The sequence below is a fragment of the Lacrimispora sp. BS-2 genome, assembly GCF_040207125.1.
Classification (GTDB): Bacteria; Bacillota; Clostridia; order Lachnospirales; family Lachnospiraceae; genus Lacrimispora.
On record NZ_CP157940.1, the window covers coordinates 1,463,212 to 1,479,902 of the forward strand.

Annotated in this window: 16 protein-coding genes; 2 read left to right on the plus strand and 14 right to left on the minus strand. The window is 44.6% G+C overall.

The genetic code is table 11. The features are described from left to right. Positions 1 to 6: 6 nt before the first annotated feature. The 5 genes from trkA to ABFV83_RS06985 all read right to left on the minus strand — a co-directional run bounded on the left by trkA (position 7) and on the right by ABFV83_RS06985 (position 6,121). The gene (trkA, locus tag ABFV83_RS06965) at positions 7 to 1,362 is read right to left on the minus strand and encodes a Trk system potassium transporter TrkA (RefSeq protein WP_349948183.1); all 1,356 of its coding nucleotides are present in this window, start codon (positions 1,360 to 1,362) and stop codon (positions 7 to 9) included. Then, positions 1,359 to 2,561 (minus strand): ribonuclease E/G, encoded by a 1,203-nt coding sequence (locus ABFV83_RS06970; protein WP_349948184.1) that lies wholly within the window; start codon positions 2,559 to 2,561, stop codon positions 1,359 to 1,361. The genes trkA and ABFV83_RS06970 overlap by 4 nt, the downstream gene beginning before the upstream one ends. Beyond that, positions 2,554 to 3,264, minus strand: a complete 711-nt coding sequence (locus ABFV83_RS06975; protein ID WP_349948185.1) for a TIGR03936 family radical SAM-associated protein — start codon at positions 3,262 to 3,264, stop codon at positions 2,554 to 2,556. Before ABFV83_RS06975 ends, ABFV83_RS06970 begins: the two co-directional genes overlap by 8 nt. Next, complete coding sequence (locus tag ABFV83_RS06980; RefSeq protein WP_349948186.1) at positions 3,254 to 5,113, minus strand: TIGR03960 family B12-binding radical SAM protein; 1,860 nt, start codon at positions 5,111 to 5,113, stop codon at positions 3,254 to 3,256. Before ABFV83_RS06980 ends, ABFV83_RS06975 begins: the two co-directional genes overlap by 11 nt. A gap of 306 nt (positions 5,114 to 5,419) precedes the next feature. Continuing rightward, the gene (locus ABFV83_RS06985) at positions 5,420 to 6,121 is read right to left on the minus strand and encodes a YoaK family protein (protein ID WP_349948187.1); all 702 of its coding nucleotides are present in this window, start codon (positions 6,119 to 6,121) and stop codon (positions 5,420 to 5,422) included. Between the two features lie 293 nt (positions 6,122 to 6,414). On the opposite strand from ABFV83_RS06985, the gene ABFV83_RS06990 reads away from it, so the two are divergent. Together ABFV83_RS06990 and ABFV83_RS06995 are read left to right on the plus strand one after the other, a co-directional pair. After that, on the plus strand, positions 6,415 to 6,621 hold the full coding sequence (locus ABFV83_RS06990; RefSeq protein WP_054737698.1) for a helix-turn-helix domain-containing protein: 207 nt from the start codon (positions 6,415 to 6,417) through the stop codon (positions 6,619 to 6,621). Continuing rightward, entirely contained in the window at positions 6,621 to 7,085 is a 465-nt protein-coding gene (locus tag ABFV83_RS06995) for a hypothetical protein (protein ID WP_349948188.1), read from the plus strand. The genes ABFV83_RS06990 and ABFV83_RS06995 overlap by 1 nt, the downstream gene beginning before the upstream one ends. 114 nt (positions 7,086 to 7,199) lie before the next feature. Here ABFV83_RS06995 and pepT read toward each other — a convergent pair whose 3' ends face one another. The 9 genes from pepT to ABFV83_RS07040 all read right to left on the minus strand — a co-directional run bounded on the left by pepT (position 7,200) and on the right by ABFV83_RS07040 (position 16,685). Further along, positions 7,200 to 8,429: a peptidase T gene (gene pepT / locus ABFV83_RS07000; RefSeq protein ID WP_349948189.1), complete on the minus strand. Its 1,230-nt coding sequence runs from the start codon at positions 8,427 to 8,429 to the stop codon at positions 7,200 to 7,202. Between the two features lie 26 nt (positions 8,430 to 8,455). Next, positions 8,456 to 9,964 (minus strand): hypothetical protein, encoded by a 1,509-nt coding sequence (locus ABFV83_RS07005; RefSeq protein WP_349948190.1) that lies wholly within the window; start codon positions 9,962 to 9,964, stop codon positions 8,456 to 8,458. A gap of 121 nt (positions 9,965 to 10,085) precedes the next feature. After that, on the minus strand, positions 10,086 to 11,375 hold the full coding sequence (gene hisIE / locus ABFV83_RS07010) for a bifunctional phosphoribosyl-AMP cyclohydrolase/phosphoribosyl-ATP diphosphatase HisIE (protein WP_349948191.1): 1,290 nt from the start codon (positions 11,373 to 11,375) through the stop codon (positions 10,086 to 10,088). Next, the gene (gene hisA / locus ABFV83_RS07015) at positions 11,375 to 12,115 is read right to left on the minus strand and encodes a 1-(5-phosphoribosyl)-5-[(5-phosphoribosylamino)methylideneamino]imidazole-4-carboxamide isomerase (protein WP_349948192.1); all 741 of its coding nucleotides are present in this window, start codon (positions 12,113 to 12,115) and stop codon (positions 11,375 to 11,377) included. Before hisA ends, hisIE begins: the two co-directional genes overlap by 1 nt. Before the next feature lie 12 nt (positions 12,116 to 12,127). After that, positions 12,128 to 12,715 carry an imidazoleglycerol-phosphate dehydratase HisB gene (gene hisB, locus ABFV83_RS07020; RefSeq protein WP_349948193.1) on the minus strand — a complete coding sequence of 196 codons (588 nt, stop codon included), beginning with the start codon at positions 12,713 to 12,715 and terminating at the stop codon, positions 12,128 to 12,130. A gap of 66 nt (positions 12,716 to 12,781) precedes the next feature. Beyond that, positions 12,782 to 14,074 (minus strand): histidinol dehydrogenase, encoded by a 1,293-nt coding sequence (hisD, locus tag ABFV83_RS07025; protein ID WP_349948194.1) that lies wholly within the window; start codon positions 14,072 to 14,074, stop codon positions 12,782 to 12,784. Beyond that, on the minus strand, positions 14,071 to 14,721 hold the full coding sequence (gene hisG / locus ABFV83_RS07030; protein WP_349948195.1) for an ATP phosphoribosyltransferase: 651 nt from the start codon (positions 14,719 to 14,721) through the stop codon (positions 14,071 to 14,073). Before hisG ends, hisD begins: the two co-directional genes overlap by 4 nt. A 12-nt stretch (positions 14,722 to 14,733) precedes the next feature. Beyond that, positions 14,734 to 15,996, minus strand: a complete 1,263-nt coding sequence (hisZ, locus tag ABFV83_RS07035; RefSeq protein WP_349948196.1) for an ATP phosphoribosyltransferase regulatory subunit — start codon at positions 15,994 to 15,996, stop codon at positions 14,734 to 14,736. Positions 15,997 to 16,151: 155 nt separating this feature from the next. Continuing rightward, positions 16,152 to 16,685: a Holliday junction resolvase RecU gene (locus tag ABFV83_RS07040; protein ID WP_349948197.1), complete on the minus strand. Its 534-nt coding sequence runs from the start codon at positions 16,683 to 16,685 to the stop codon at positions 16,152 to 16,154. Between the last annotated feature and the right edge of the window lie 6 nt (positions 16,686 to 16,691).

Sequence of the window (16,691 nt, forward strand, 5' to 3'; positions counted from 1 at the left end):
CTTTTCCTACCTTAGTATGTCCTTTAAATCATTGAGCCCGGTCACCGTGGTGACTACGATTACCCGGTCGCCTTCTTCCAGGGTATCCTTTCCACGGGGACTGATAAAACGTCCATTCCGGTTGATGAAGGCTACAAGAAGGTTATTTTTAAGCTCAAGCGTTTCAAGTGGTATCCCTACGATACTTGGTTCATTTGCCACACGGAATTCCAGGGCTTCCGCCCTGTCCGCCACGATTTTATAAAGGGTTTCTACATTACTTCCCATAGAATTCTGCATGGCGCGGACATACTGGAGAATGGTTTCAGCTGTGATGAGCTTGGGATAGATCACACTGCCTAAATTCATGGAATCAATGACATTTTCAAAAGCGATCCGGTTCACCTTAGTAATAAGCTTTGCCTTGGACTGGCTTGCTGCATAAAGTGAAAGCATGATGTTTTCTTCGTCAAAGCCCGTAAGAGAAGCAAAGGCATCGATTTGTCCGATTCCTTCCTGAAGAAGCAGCTCCTGATTGGAAGCATCTCCATGAATGACCATAGCCCTTGGCAGAAGCTCACTCAGCTCATTGCAGCGTTCCATATTCTGCTCCAGAATCTTAACGTTAATTTTTGTATTTTCCAATAATTTGGCAACGTAATATGTAATCTTTCCGCCGCCTACCAGCATTGCTGTTCGAATTGTATTATTATCAATCCCTACCTGCTTGAAGAATTCGTTGGCTTCTGCAGGGGATGCGATAAAGGAGATCTTATCTCCTGCCGTCATAACGGATTCACCGCTTGGTATGATGACTTCGCTGCCGTGCTCAATGGCACAGATCAGCACATTGCAGTGAAGCATGGTCAGGACCTCCCGCACCTTCATGTTATGAAGGATGGAGTGATCCGGCACACGGAATTTTAAGATCTCAATCCTGCCCTTGGCAAAGGTATCAATTTTGATTGCAGATGGAAAACGCAGCAGCCTGGCGATTTCCATGGCCGCAGCCATCTCCGGGTTAATGGCCATGGAAAGCCCCAGTTCCTCCCTGATATAGTTGATCTCAGAGTGATATTCCGGATTACGGATCCTGGCAATGGTATGGCAGCCTCCTGCTTTCTTTGCAATCAGGCAGCAAAGCATATTCAGCTCGTCGGAATTGGTTGTTGCAATTAAAAGATCTGTCTCCTGAATTCCTGCCTCCATCTGCACTTTATAAACCGCCCCATTTCCCACGACGCCCATGACGTCTATTCTCTCTGTAATAGAGTTAATGACATCGGCGTTTTTATCAATGAGCATAATATCGTGATGTTCGTTATTCAGCTGCTCTGCCAGGGTTGTTCCCACCTTACCACAACCCACTATAATGATCTTCATAATAAAACCTTCTCCTTCATCTGCAATGCCTGCTCATAAAGAGGCTTTCGCATTTTTTTTCTGGTCACTTCCACCAGATTTAATTTTGTCATTTCAACAACAGTCGTCTTGACCGGATCTTTGGACAAAATCCTCTCTAGACGCTCCATAAGGATTCGCCGGTCTTCTTCTGCTTCCATATCAATAAAATCAATAATAATGATACCGGATAAATTCCTGAGACGCAGCTGATGTCCGATTTCCTCGGCAGCCTCCAGGTTGACCTTTTTGATGGTTTCCCTGAGTTCTTTTTTCCCGGAATACTTTCCCGTATTTACATCAATGACTACCAGGGCTTCTGTAGGTTCGATGACCAGGTAACCTCCTGATTTCAGCCAGACCCTTTTCCCCAGGGCCTCTTCCATGGTCTTTTCTATCCGGTAAAGTTTTCTTAAGGGAAGGAGACTGTCCTCATACCATGTAAGAAGCCCTAAGTCTTCCGGCTGGAACTGGGTAAGGTATTCTTTTACAGCCTGGTAAATATCCGGTTCATCGGTAATGACTGCTTCCAGGGAAGACTTAAGGCTGTCCCTTAAGCCAGTTAAGTAGGAAGGAGCCGAGCTGTAAAGAAGACTGTAGCAGGTTCTGTGCTTTGCATTGTCCAGCATCATCTTAAAAGATTCCTTTAACTGGATCAGTTCCGATTCCAGCTCCTCTTTTGGAACCTTATAGGCATTGGTGCGGACAATTATGCCGAAGTCTTCTTCTTTCCTGGATTCCAGAAATGGCTTTATCTCCTGTTTCCATGCCTGGTCCGCAATCTTAGACGAAAAGCCAATCTGCTTCTTTCCAGAGGTCAGGACGAAATAGCGGCCGGTAAAATTTAAGTTTCCGGTGAGAACCGGAGCCTTTGTCTTCACCGCATCCCGTTCTACCTGGACGATGATTTCATCACCCTGACGCAGCTTTCCGTCATAGGGCCTCTGGTCTGCAAAATGGATACTGGCATCAGACAGGCTTAAATATCCCATCTGCCCTCCTCCCATATCTACAAAAGCAGCATTGATGTTTTTAACGATGTGATTAACTTTTCCAATATAGATGTTGCCCAGAACGGACTGGTTTTCCTGCGGCTCAATGTCCACCTGAACCGTTTCTTTTCCTGACTGAAAAAGGGTGATGACCGAGCCGTTCCATCTTGTTATGATTAACTTATTCAAGGGATTCTCCTATAAGCCCTAAAGGCACAAGTATTCTATGTTCTTCATCTCCCGTGTTGCCGTAGACCTCTTCTCTCTGGATCTGGAAGGCAAACTCCGGGCAGGTCTGTCCCAACCACTGATAATAAGCCTCCATCACCAGCTCAGGCTTTAAATTATCTGCGCTTCCGGCAGACACCTTCATAAAGATGGTCTCTCCCTGGACCGAGAGTTCATAGATAAAATCTTTTAAGTCCACTTCTCTTTCGCCTTTTTTCGTCTTTTTGATAATGAGGATATGCTCCTGCTTCACAAATTCCAAAAGGCCCTTTAAAAATGCGTCCAGATCTTTTGGCTGCTTTCCTTCCCGAAACGTCAGGGTATAGTCCGCCGCAGCAACCAGTGACATGGCGTTTTTCGCCCGTTCATTAAGCATATGGCATTCCGTGATCCGGATTCCCTCTGCCATTACTTCATTTAACTGGTCCATCATGGTTTTGCAATCTTCCATGGAATGAACTTCAATGTCCATGTATTCTCCATTGCTGGTAAGCCCTACTCCTAGAGGCGCTGCAAAAGACATGATCTGATGAGGACTGAAGCCTTCGCTGTATTTAATATCAACGCCGGCCCTTCTCATGGCCTTCTGGAAATAACGCATCACATCCAGATGTCCCACAAATTTGACCGGACCTTGCTTGGAAAACTTGATTCTAAGCTTCATAGCAGACACCTCCCTTGAAATCCATAGCCCCGCAGCCTGAACATCTTTCCCTGCAGTTGGGGGTGACTTTCTCATTGATGGCATTCTGCCATTCTCTCTTTAAAAATTCTTTTGACACACCCGGATCAATAAAGTCCCAGGGGAACACTTCTTCTAAGTCTCTTTCTCTGACCGTATAGAAATCTGCATCTAAGCCGCAGGTCTCAAATGCCTTCATCCAGATATCATTTTTAAAATGTTCTGACCAGGAATCATAAATGGCACCATTTTTATAGACTTCTTCTATCAAAGCGGAGATTTTTCTGTCCCCGCGGGCCAAAACGCCTTCCAGGACCGTCAAATCAGCTTCATGATAATTGTATTTTAAGCTCTTCTGATTCAACATCTTTTTAAATTTATCTTTAACAATATAAGCTCTCTCTAAAAATTCCTCTTTTGTGCACATCCTCGCCCACTGGAATGGAGTAAAGGGCTTTGGAACAAAGAAAGAGGAGCTTGCTACTACCTGAACCTTTCCGTTTCTCTGGTCCTTGGGAATCTCATAGTAGACCTCTGCCACCTTTTCGGACAGCTCTGCAATCCCTTCCATGTCCTCTACGGTCTCTGTGGGGAGTCCCAGCATAAAGTAAAGCTTTACCCGGTTCCAGCCGCCTTGGAAGGCTTCTCCCGCTCCTTTTAAAATGATCTCTTCCGTCAGCCCTTTGTTAATTACATCACGAAGTCTTTGGGAACCGGCCTCAGGGGCAAAGGTCAGACTGCTCTTTCTGATATCCTGGACCTTGCTCATGACATCAAGGGAAAAAGCGTCGATACGAAGGGAAGGCAGGGAAATATTGACCCCCTTGTCCTTAAATTCATCGATCAGGAAATTCACAATTCCCTCTAAATGGCTGTAATCACTGGAACTTAAAGAGCTTAGTGAGATTTCCTCATGCCCTGTGCTCTTTAACAGCTTGCAGGCATAATCCTTTAAATATTCCAGGCTGTGTTCCCTTAAAGGACGGTAAACATTGCCGGCCTGACAGAAACGGCAGCCCCTGATGCAGCCCCTCATGACTTCCAGGACCACCCTGTCCTGGGTCACCTTGATAAAAGGAACCACCGGCTTTTCAATATAATAAGCCTCATCCATGGTAACAACCATCTGCTTTGTTATTTTTTCCTTTGCATGAGGATTGTTAGGCTTCATGCTCTCTATGGTGCCGTCCTCTTTATAGGTCACATCATAAAAAGCCGGCACATAGATCCCCTCTATCTCCGAGACCATCTCCAGAAATTCCCGGCGGCTTCCTCCGTTTTTCTTATTTTCCTTATAACGGTCCATAAGCTCAAAATAAACGGTTTCTCCTTCGCCGATGTAGAACATGTCAAAAAACTCCGCCAAAGGCTCAGGATTGTATGCACATGGGCCGCCGCCTATGATAATGGGATCTTCCTCCGTCCGGTCCGCCCAGTGAAGGGGGATTTGTCCCAAATCAAGAACCTGCAGGATGTTTGTATAGCACATTTCATATTGGAGGGTAATTCCGATAAAATCAAATTTCTTAATAGGGTCCTGGGATTCCAAAGCAAAAAGAGGAATATTCTGCTCCCTCATGATCTGGTCTAAATCCGTCCAGGGTGAAAAGATGCGTTCACAGTAAATATCCTCTCTGCGGTTAAACATATCATATAAAATCTGCATTCCCAAATGGGACATCCCGATCTCATAAACGTCGGGGAAACACATGGCAAAGCGGATGTCCGCGGCAGACAGGTCCTTTTTAACCATATTTACCTCGCCGCCGATATAACGGGCCGGTTTTTCAATACTCAATAAAATCTCATCGCTTAATGCTAGTTTTCTCATGGTCATTCCTTTTTATTATTTGCAGTTTATGAATCTTTTTAGTAGATATCTGTTATAAAATATTATCCTTATTGGAACTCAGGTTTTAGGCTTTCCTGATGAAAGCCAGCGATTGTCCCATAGTGCAATCTCTTTATTTTTTCCAACAAATCATCACATGATGATACTTTGCATAATTATAGGATACTTTTGATGATTAATCAACTCCTAAATTACCTGGGTAAACTCGGACACAAAAAAAACCAGCGAGCACAGAAAAAGGCAGCGATCCATGGGGTCTTTTTTACGTTCCCGGGATCCCGCCGTTTACAAAAGCAGAGGCTGCCTTGCTTTTTGGAATTTCTTTTCCACGTCAACTGTTTTCCACGATACTAATAACAGCACGCAAGCCATCCAAATCGCCTTTTCTCCCAGCCAGGCAGACAACCCCGCTCCCAAAAGTGCTCCTACGAAAAAGGCTGACAGGATTCCCGTGTAATGATATGCCCTTTTCCGGCACCTTCTGTTCTTTCTGACAAAGCCTTCGTAATACATTTCCGCACAGGAACGCATATTTCCCGTACAAAAAACCGGCGCGTAGGTGGCATTCCCTCCAAAGTTTCGAAAAGTACAAAATTGAACCGCAGCGGCAAATGATACTGCTGTATTGGCAAATAAGTGGGGCAGGGTATTGGGGATAAAGCCGACCAAAAATAATACGGCAATTTCCAGAAATAAAATACCCGATATCCAATTGGTGTGTTTCTCATTATAAATTTTATAATAAAAATGTCTTGCAAGGAAAATGCCTATCCAGAATGCTCCGATAGGCACACATGCCTCACCCATTCCTTTATAATTCTTTGAGAGAAACCGGATTGCAACCAGCACAAAATTCCCGGTCTGGCCTGTGGCAAATACATTGCCTCTTTCAACATAAGAATACGCATCCATAAGTCCGCCTGTTGCTGCCAAAAGCATGTGAAATCCGATGTGGTCAGTAAACTTTATTCTTGTTTCATTTCCCATATGCTAATATCTCCTTACTGCCTGATGCCCATGGACTCCTAACATTATAGTACATTCCTGCAGCAAGTACAAGGGTAGTATGTAGGGCGTTACAATGCTGACTCCTGTATTAGAAAGGATCTGATGCACTTTTCTGTATACAATCAGCTGTTCCTCCAAGGGAGATGATTCGGCCGGTCAGGGTACATAAGAAATCAAATAGATACAAAAAGTACCTCTTTTTTATTTTTTTTCATATGTATAGTTGACTTTACATGTAAAATCAACTATACTATAGCTGAAAGGAGGAGACTATGGAAACATTATCTAATACCGTAAAAGATCTACGAACACAAAAGGATATATCACAGGGAAAACTGGCTGAACTGGTTGGCGTCACCAGACAAACCATCATTTCTTTGGAAAAAGGCAGTTATGTACCCTCTCTGCTTTTGGCTATGCGGATATCTGAGGTGCTGGAAGCACCGATTGAACAAATATTTAAGAAGGAGAATATCTAATGAAAAAAACTATATTTATAAGTGTTGGTAACATAATATTATTTCTACTGTTTGGCCTGACTTTTTTGTTTCCTTTTTCAGAAATTTACCAAATTGAAACAATGGGATTTCGGGGAACTTTTACAGTCTATCCCATACTACTGGTTATTTACCTGATTATATATCCAGTTGTTTATCATATTACTGGAAAAAAACTCAAATGGAACAAAAAAGATAATTCCGAACTGTCATATTCAGACGAACGAGAAAAAGTAATCGTATCCGAAGCAGCGAAAACATCATATAAAATATTGATTGGCGGTTTGATTGTCATTATAGCGATAATTGGGGGAGTTAGATTTTTCTCACTATTTACCCATGAATATATCAGTATATATTTTGTCAGCGTACTGCTGCTAACAATATTGCTTGTTGTATCCACAGCTTTTTATTGTATTAAATGGTGTTTGGAATACCGCAGATAGCATTACGCTGAAATTTATTGCTGCAATGCAGACAAAAAGCCGATAACCTGTTGAGAATCTCCTGGTTATCGGCTTGAATAATAGACCAGCATACTTAATATGCCATTTGGCTCTTTATTCCTTTTCCGCAAATTTCTCTACAATCTTAAGAAGAAGCTCCACTACCTTTTCCATGGACTGAACAGGGATGAACTCAAACTTACCGTGGAAGTTATAGCCGCCTGTGCACAGGTTTGGACAGGGAAGGCCCTCATAAGACAAGCGGGCTCCATCCGTGCCTCCGCGGATAGGCGTTACCATAGGTTCTATTCCTATATCCTCCATAGAAGCCTTTGCTATGTCGATCAGGTACATGTGAGGCTGGATTTTTTCCTTCATGTTATAGTAACTGTCTTTAAGAGTAAGGTCTATAGTTCCAGGCAGATAGCGGCTGTTGAGATATTCCGCTACTCTCTCCATAAATGCCTTTTTCTCTTCAAATCTCTCTTTGCTGTGATCCCGGATAATATAATCCATGCGGGCTTCCTCTACCGTTCCGCACATGGAATCCAAATGATAAAATCCCTCATATCCTTCTGTATACATGGGATTTTCAGCGGAAGGAAGCATGTTGTGAAACTCCATGGCCATCAGCAGAGCATTTCTCATCCTTCCTTTGGAAGATCCCGGATGTATGCTGGAGCCATGGACAATGACCCTTGCAGAAGCCGCATTAAAATTCTCATATTCTAATTCTCCTAATCCGCCGCCATCTACGGTATAGGCCACATCTGCACCAAAGCCCTTAACATCAAAGAAATCAGCACCTCTTCCAACCTCTTCATCCGGTGTAAAGCCAATTCGGATTATTCCATGAGGTATCTCCGGATGGGATAAGAGATGCTCTGCCATAGCCATGATCTCAGCAACTCCGGCCTTGTCATCCGCCCCCAGCAGGGTGGTGCCGTCTGTTGTAATAATATCCTGTCCCTTATACTTTAAAAGATCCGGAAAATCACTGGTTTTCATAATCAGACCGGTCTCCTTATTCATCAGAATATCGCCGCCGTCATAGTTTTTAACGATCTGCGGCTTTACACCTTCCCCGGAATATGCAGGAGCCGTATCCATGTGGGCAATAAAACCAAGTACCGGGACAGCCTTATCTGTGGTAGCAGGTATGGTGGCATAAACATAGCTGTGCTCATCCACCGTGACATTTTCTGCCTTCATGGCCTTAAGCTGGGAAACCAGTTCCATGGCTAATACCCGCTGCTTTTCCGTACTTGGAACTGCCTCCATATCCTCTTTAGACTGGGTGTCAAAGGATATATACTTTAAAAAATTATCTAACACTTGTGACATAATAAAACCGCCTCTTTTTCTATATTTTATTTTTCCATACTTAAAATGGCTTTTATAGCACCTGCCATGGACCATATGGACAAGCCATAACCAACGGCAAGATCAATGAAAAATCCTCTCCACATATCCATATCAGACATCAGTTTTCCAAAATTTGAAAAGACATAGGCCAGAGTTTCAAAACTGGCTTCATATTGGAAGTATGCCCTTGTCATGGATACTGCATAATCCAATAGATTTGCCCCAGTGATCATACCGGCTGTTATGATCAGACACATAACGGCCCCTTTTTTGTCCAGTGAACCTCCAAGCTTCTGGTAACCGCCTAAAGCAAGCTTTAACATAACAAATCCGGCTATTCCGGCAACAAATCCCACCTGACCGATGAGTACCCACAGTCCTACTCCCAAAAGAGATGCAAACAGCGCGCCGATCGCGCCCAAAAGCAGATTAGACGGCTTCTCCTCCAGAGCAGCGGATACCTGAAGGACTGCTTCAGGATCCATATTTTCAGAGCCCATATGATATTCTCCAGTCAAAAAATGATCTGGAAATTCTTCTTTTTTAACCGCAGCCTTCCTTTTCACCTGACTGATGAGTTCCTGGAACGCTTCCTTATTCTTTTGTCCCTTTCCTTTTTCCAGAGCAAGGGTATGGTATCTTTGATCCTTTGTTTCAACCATAAGCTTTTTTCCTATTGTAGAGGAAGTATCGTAAATCCGCTCAATGGCCTCGTATGGAATGATATCAAATCCCTCTGCATTGGCAATGATATATTCATTTGTCAGATAAAGCTGTTCCTTTTCATAAGAAGTGGTAAGAGCCTCTTGAAGCTGTCTGTCTAATGCAAGCAGTTTTTCTGCCGGCCATGCCTTTAATGTGGCCCGGCTTCTCTTAAATCTCTGGCTGTTAAGACTTCCTGCCAGAATCAGGGTTCCTGCCAGGGCAGCCATAAATCCATAGAAAAAAAACCGTGAAATTGTTCCTGAAGCATTGGAGGCCGGTTTTTGGGTGGTATCCAAATAGTATTCTCCAAAATAATCCGAAAAATTATCCTCCGTTACAAGTTCCTCTCCCCACATGCCATTATAGCTTTCCATGGCATATTCCCGGATATCATCCTCAATGGGCGACGACATGCCGTAAAATGTCACCGGCACCGGCGCCGGCGCCTCCTCGAATTCATCGTACAAGTAGGATTGGATCTTTAAATATTCCTCAGACAAATCTCCATGGACCTGTACAATATAGGGAAGAAGGTTTTCATCATAAGCAAAGTAATAGTGATTTGTTTCCTTAAAATCCGACGCAAATTCCCGGGTCATCATCTGGGCATTTAACCTGCTGTAAATATCTGCTCCGTCATATACATGAAACTCTGTCGGTTCCACATCAGGTTTTGCATTGCCCATAAGTTTCATTCCCATTCCAGCCCCAAAAAAGGAAACGGCAGTGATATACAGGAATATGACCGGCATCACCCAGCGGTAAATCCCTGTCATCCTTTTCATCCTGCCGGACATCTGTTCTTTCATTCCCATATCCTCCCATATTTTCAATTATTTTATTATACCATGGAACAATAAGGCTGTCCATGACACTATGTACACAAAAAACGCTGAAAAGGAGCACAGCCTTCCCAGCGTTTTTATCAGATTAACGGTTGGACAATTCCCTGGTAATATCTTCCCAGGATAAGCCTTTATAAACCATCAGCACCATCATATGATAAAGAAAATCTGAAATTTCGTATTTTACTTCCTCTGGATTTTGGTTTTTGGCTGCTATGACAATTTCCGTTGACTCTTCCCCCAGCTTTTTTAATATCTTGTCAAGACCTTTGTCAAACAGGTAATTGGTATAGGAACCTTCCTTTGGATTCGCCTTTCTGTCAAGAATTACTTTAAACACCTCTTCAAATACCTTTAAGGGATTGCTCTCCTGATACTCCTTTTTAACCAGATTCTGATAAAAACAGCTTCTCGCCCCTGTATGGCAGGCAGCTCCGATCTGGTTTACTTTCGCTAACAGCGTATCATTGTCACAATCCAGGGCCAGAGATTTCACGTATTGGTAGTGGCCCGAGGTTTCTCCCTTCCGCCAAAGGCTTTTGCGGCTTCTGCTGTAATAGGTCATGCAGCCGGTCTTAAGGGTCTCATGAAATGCCTCTTCGTTCATGTAAGCCAGCATAAGCACTTCTCCGGTCCTGTAATCCTGGGTGATCACAGGAATCAGTCCATCATCATTCAGCTTAAACTGGTCAAAGCTTACCGGGCTTTCAAAGGTATCAACGCCCACTCCCAGGGCTTTTAGATCCTGCTTTAAATCCATGCAGCTCACTTCTCCGTCAAAGTTTCCCACCAGACCATTTACATTATCCATTCCAAGGACACAGGCAAAAAGCTCCGCATCCTCACCGCATCCGGTGATCAAAAAGGCTTCTTCACAGGCAGAAACAGCCTGAAGTTTTTCTTCGGTGATTCCCGTATCACCAAGGATCATGACGGAAGCTCCCAGCTGGGCATATTCCTTGGTCCGCTCCAAATACGAACAGTCCGGAAGATAAGCATAAATCTTATCATCTCCGAACCGGTCCGACGCCTCCTTCATCAAGTCCACATTTTCATCAAGGCTTACGTCAAGAAACGCTGCCTTTGCACCTGCATAAAGGTATTTCTTTACATCCTCAAGCCGCCTGACTCTTCCCCCTAAAATCAAAGGAATATCAGACAGCCTTGCAATCTCCTTCATAAGGCCGATTGTCCGTTCATGATCTTCTTCTGACTCAGACAGATCATGAAGAAACAGCTCATCAGCTCCGCTGTCTCCGTAAAAACAGGCCAGATTCAAAAGATTTTCCCCATAACATATCTTCTGGTCATCAAGCCTGACTGCCTTCCCTTCCCGGATTCCAAAACCTGCAATTAGTTTTTTATACTCCATCATCATATCCTCCCCTGATGATCCTGCTTTTCAAAGGCTTCAATGGCCTCCTTTAAATCGATCCGTTTTTCATACAACGCCTTCCCAATGATCGCACCGCAGACACCAGCATGGTAAAGCTGTCTTAAATCTTCCATGGAAGACATTCCGCCGGATGCAATGATATTCATTCCGGTTTCTTCTGTCAGCTTTTTCGTATACTCCACATTGGGACCCGTCATCATCCCATCCCTGGATATGTCGGTGTAAACGATATGGCGGACGCCGTATTCCTTCATCCGGCTGCAAAGCTCTGATGCAGAAATTCCGCTGATCTTTTCCCAGCCTTCCACTGCCACCATTCCATCCTTTGCGTCAACACCTGCCACGATCCGATCCTGCCCGAACTTTTTCACCATGTCCCGGATAAATTCCGGATGTTCGGCGGCCTTTGTCCCGATGATCACCCTGGCAACTCCCAGGGAAAGCATGGATTCAATCGCCTCTTCGCTTCGGATGCCGCCGCCTATTTCGATTGGTATGGAAACGGTATCCGTTATTTTTTTGATCACCTTATCATTTACTGAACGGCCGGCCAAAGCCCCGTCTAAGTCCACAAGATGAAGAAACGTGGCTCCCTGGGACTGCCAGAGGGCAGCTACCTCCTCCGGCTTTTGGGAATAAACGGTGATTTCCTTAAATTCTCCCTGTTTCAAACGGACGCACTGCCCGTCTTTTAAATCAATTGCTGGATAAAGCTGCATATGGATTCTCCTTTATAATGTTCCCTTTGTGGACAATACACCTGAGATTCTCTGGTCAGGGGACGTTGCTTCATCAAGAGCCTTTGCAAAAGCCTTGAAAGTCCCCTCGATCACATGGTGGTTATTCTCTCCTGCCAGTTTCCTGATATGCAGGTTCATTTCGGAAGCATAAGAAACAGCATAGAAAAATTCCTTTAACATTTCTGTTTCAAAATCCCCCACCCGTTCTCCCGTAAGCAAAACGTCGTAGCCTAAATATGGTCTGCCGGACAGGTCAACGGCACAGAGGACCAGAGTTTCATCCATGGGAAGGATCATACTGCCGTAACGTTTTATGGATTTTTTATCACCAAGGGCCTGTTTGATGGCAGTTCCCAGGACAATGCCTGTATCTTCAACGGTATGGTGGGTATCTACCTCAAGATCCCCTTTTACCGACAGGGTTAAATCAAAAAAGCCATGACGGGCAAAGCTGTTTAACATGTGATCAAAAAATCCAATCCCCGTATGGATCTCAGCCTTTCCGCTGCCGTCTAAGTCAAGGCTCAGCCGGATATCTGTCTCACGGGTTACCCGGGAAATATCTGCACTTCGTCCCATCGTTCAACCTTCTTTCATCACTTTATTGTTGGATAAGTCCGCAGTGGCGCTCCCACTGCTCATTGCTTACGTGGAGAAACGTACTTTCACAGAATTGGCGTGGGCGGTCAAATGCTCTGACTCGGCAAAAGCTTCAATGTCCTTGTGGATCTCTTCCAAAGCTTCCTTTGAGTAATAAATAATGCTTGATTTCTTTATAAAATCATCTACACTGAGGGCTGAGAAAAATTTAGCTGTGCCATTGGTAGGCAGCACATGGTTTGGTCCGGCAAAATAATCTCCCAAAGGCTCTGAGCTGTATTCCCCAATAAAGATTGCGCCTGCATTCTGAACCCTGGTCATATCCTCAAACGGATTCCTGGTAATAATCTCCAGATGCTCCGGAGCGATCTCATTAACTGTCTCAATGGCTTCCTTCATGGTATCTGCCACAAGAATATAGCCGTAATTATCCAGGGACTTTTCAATGATCTCCCTGCGTGGCAGTTCTCTGGTAAAGACTTCTATTTCCTCTGATACCCGCTCAGCAAACTCCATGCTGGTGGTTACTAAAATAGCGGAAGCCAGTTCATCATGCTCTGCCTGGGACAGCAAATCCGCAGCCACAAAACGGGGATTGGCGCTCTCATCTGCAAGCACCAGGATCTCACTTGGTCCTGCTATGCTGTCAATGCTCACATGCCCGTAAACCGCTTTTTTCGCCAAAGCCACAAAAATATTCCCAGGCCCTACAATCTTGTTGACCTTAGGGATGGATTCCGTTCCAAAGGCAAGAGCCGCCACAGCCTGTGCTCCGCCCACCTTATAAACCTCCGTAACTCCCGCCAGATGAGCAGCCGTTAATGTAACAGGATTGATTTTTCCATCCTTTCCCGGCGGAGTCACCATGGCAATGCGTTTCACTCCTGCCACTTCTGCCGGAATGATATTCATCAGAACCGAAGACGGATAAGCAGCCTTTCCGCCCGGAACATAAACGCCCACGCTTTCTAAGGGAGTGATCTTCTGGCCCAGGATGGTGCCATCCGGTTTACTGTCAAACCAACTGTACTGTCTCTGTTTTTCGTGAAACTGCCGGATATTTTTCATGGATTTTTGAAGGATCTCCATAAGCCCGGGATCCACTTCCTTCATGGCTTCCTCAATTTCCTGCTCTGTCACCTTAAGGTTTTCTTTGTTTATTTCCGCCTTATCAAATTCTCCTGTATAGGCAAATACCGCCTTATCTCCATCCCTTTTTACCGTTTCCACGATTTCCTGAACCGTATCGGCATATGCGCCGTAATTATTAGGATCTCTTTTTAATAAATCAGCAAGAATATTTTGTCTGGAAGTTTCGTTAAGCTTTACAATTCTCATCGGTTTTCCTCCTGCAGCAGGGTACGCAGATCATGGATCAGCTTTGTGATCCTGTCGTTTTCCCGTTTCATACTTACCTGGTTGACAACCATGCGGGCGGACAATGGACAGATTTCCTCCAATACCGTAAGCCCGTTTTCCTTAAGGGTGGTTCCCGTTTCCACGATGTCCACAATGACCTCGGAAAGCCCTACAATAGGCGCCAGTTCAATGGAGCCGTTAAGCTTTATGATCTCAACTGTCTGATGCTTTTTATTGTAAAAATAGTCCTTGGCAATAGCCGGATATTTGGTGGCAACACGAATCCTTTCATGATGCTTTAAAAGTTCCCCTGCCGATGGAGGGCCGCAGACACACATTCTGCAATTTCCCATCCCCAGGTTCATGACCTCATAAAGCTTTCTTCCTTCTTCCAGGATGGTATCCTTTCCTACCACACCAAGATCAGCCGCCCCATATTCTACATAAGTAGGCACATCACTGGCCTTTGCAAGAAAGAACCGTACGCCCAGCTCCTCGTTGGTGAAGATCAGCTTCCGGGAGTCCTTGTCCTTCATCTCTTCGCAGGTGATCCCGATTTTTTCGAACATTTCAAGTGACTGTTTTGCAAGCCGCCCCTTTGCCAGGGCAAAAGTCAGATATCTCATACGCTCCCCCATTTATCTTAAATATTCCGACAGCGGTATCTCATCGGTCCGGTCCAGAATAAGGTTCATGACCTTTACGGAAAACCCGCTGTGATCCAGATACAGCAGATTATTTAAATCTCTGCGCCGTGCGTATGCCTGATAGTCTTCAATGGAACGGCCCGGATCTTTCAGCTGGAGCTGAACTGCCATGCCGGAACCTCTGAAATGGCCGGAAAGGCGGATAGCATTTTCCCTGGCTTCCTTCTCATAAAGGATCATGGTATTCACCAGATCAACCTTCATCTCGATCTTCTGCCTGGAAAGAGCCAGCAAAAGCTCATCCACCGATATTCCGAATCCCACGGCAGGAGCATCCTTTCCAAACTGTTCCAGGAGCTTATCATATCTGCCGCCATTGACTACGTAATCTCCGGTTCCATAAGTATAAGCCTTAAAAATAATTCCGGTATAATACTGGTACTGGCTCAGCATGCCAAGATCATAGGAAACGTAATCAGAAAGCCCGTAATATTCAAGAATCCGGTGTACCTCCTCCAAACGTTCAATCGCCTTCAGCGCCCTTTTATTGGAAGTCAGTTCCCGGGCCGCCTGGATCTGATCCAGGGAACCGAACAGCTCCGGAAGCTTTAAAAATACCTGCTTTAACTCCTCTGAAATGGGCTGGGCCATCACCAGTTCTTCTACACCAAAATAATTTTTATTTTCAATAAGCTCCCTTAGGGCCTCTTCCATTTCCTCGTCCATGCCGGCCTCTTCTATGAGCCCTTTGAAAAAATCCACTTCGCCTAATTCCACCTGGAATTCCGTAAGGCCTGCTGCCTTCAAGGCCTTAATCACCATGGAAAGGATCTCTGCATCTGCATCCGCAGAATCATCACCAATAAATTCCACTCCGGTCTGGCTGGCTTCCTTTAGCCTTCCCTGATAGCTGGAGTTATTGATAAAGGTTCTCTCCATATAGCAAAGACGGATGGGCATATCCTCGTCCAGAAAATATTTTGCCGCACATCTGGCTATGGCAGGCGTCTCATCCGGACGCAGCACTAAGGTATGGTTATCCCTGTCAAAAAACTTAAACATCTCCTTTGCCTTGACACTTCCCCGGGATTCGTTGAAAATATCAAAAAATTCAAAGGTTGGAGTTTCAATGTCCTGATATCCGCACAGATGAAAAACCTTTAACATCTTTTCCTGCACAGCCGCCTTTCTTGTACACTCTACTCCATAAATATCCCGGACTCCATCCGGCGTATGTAACAGTTTATTTGCCATAATAACCTCCGTCTTCTGCTTCGCTTTTCCATAATAAGCCGCCTAAATGCAATGAAGAAAATTATTTTCACGGTTTATCATTTCATATCGCTTTCTTATAGTAAAGTGATAATTCGATAACGTGTAGTCAATTATAGGGGAAAAAGTAGTTCTTGTCAATCTCTTCTATCCAAATCTTTCTGGATCAGTTCCAAATAGTGAACGAAAATATCCCGGTACCTCTGGATCTGCCAGGTTTTATCCACTTCATCGTAGGTAAAGCTTTTCCGCCCCCCATCCTCCATCCGCTTCCAGAACCGTTTCAGCTGGTCAAATGGAAGATAATAAATCTCATCCTTCTGAGTATAGGATAAAATGATGAAAGCAATACCTCCCTGGCTTTCAAACTCTTCCATAAAAGCGACCTGGTGAGGATGAATGTTCTGAAGGGGAAACGTAGAGGCCGAGCATTCCTTTGCATCAAAGCATATCGGAATCCCCTGTACGGCCCCAATATAATCCACCGTGCTTTTCTGGTCAAAATAAGCCAGAGTGATGTGGCGGCTTTCCTTATCAATGGAAATAGGAGTGATCGGTGTGGGTATCTTCTGAATCAAGGCCAATCCTTTTTCCCGGTAGCTTTCATTGCTGCGGTTAATCAGGTCTTCAAGGGCAGAGCCTCTTAACCCTCTGGTATTCCAGGTTCCCATCTCTGC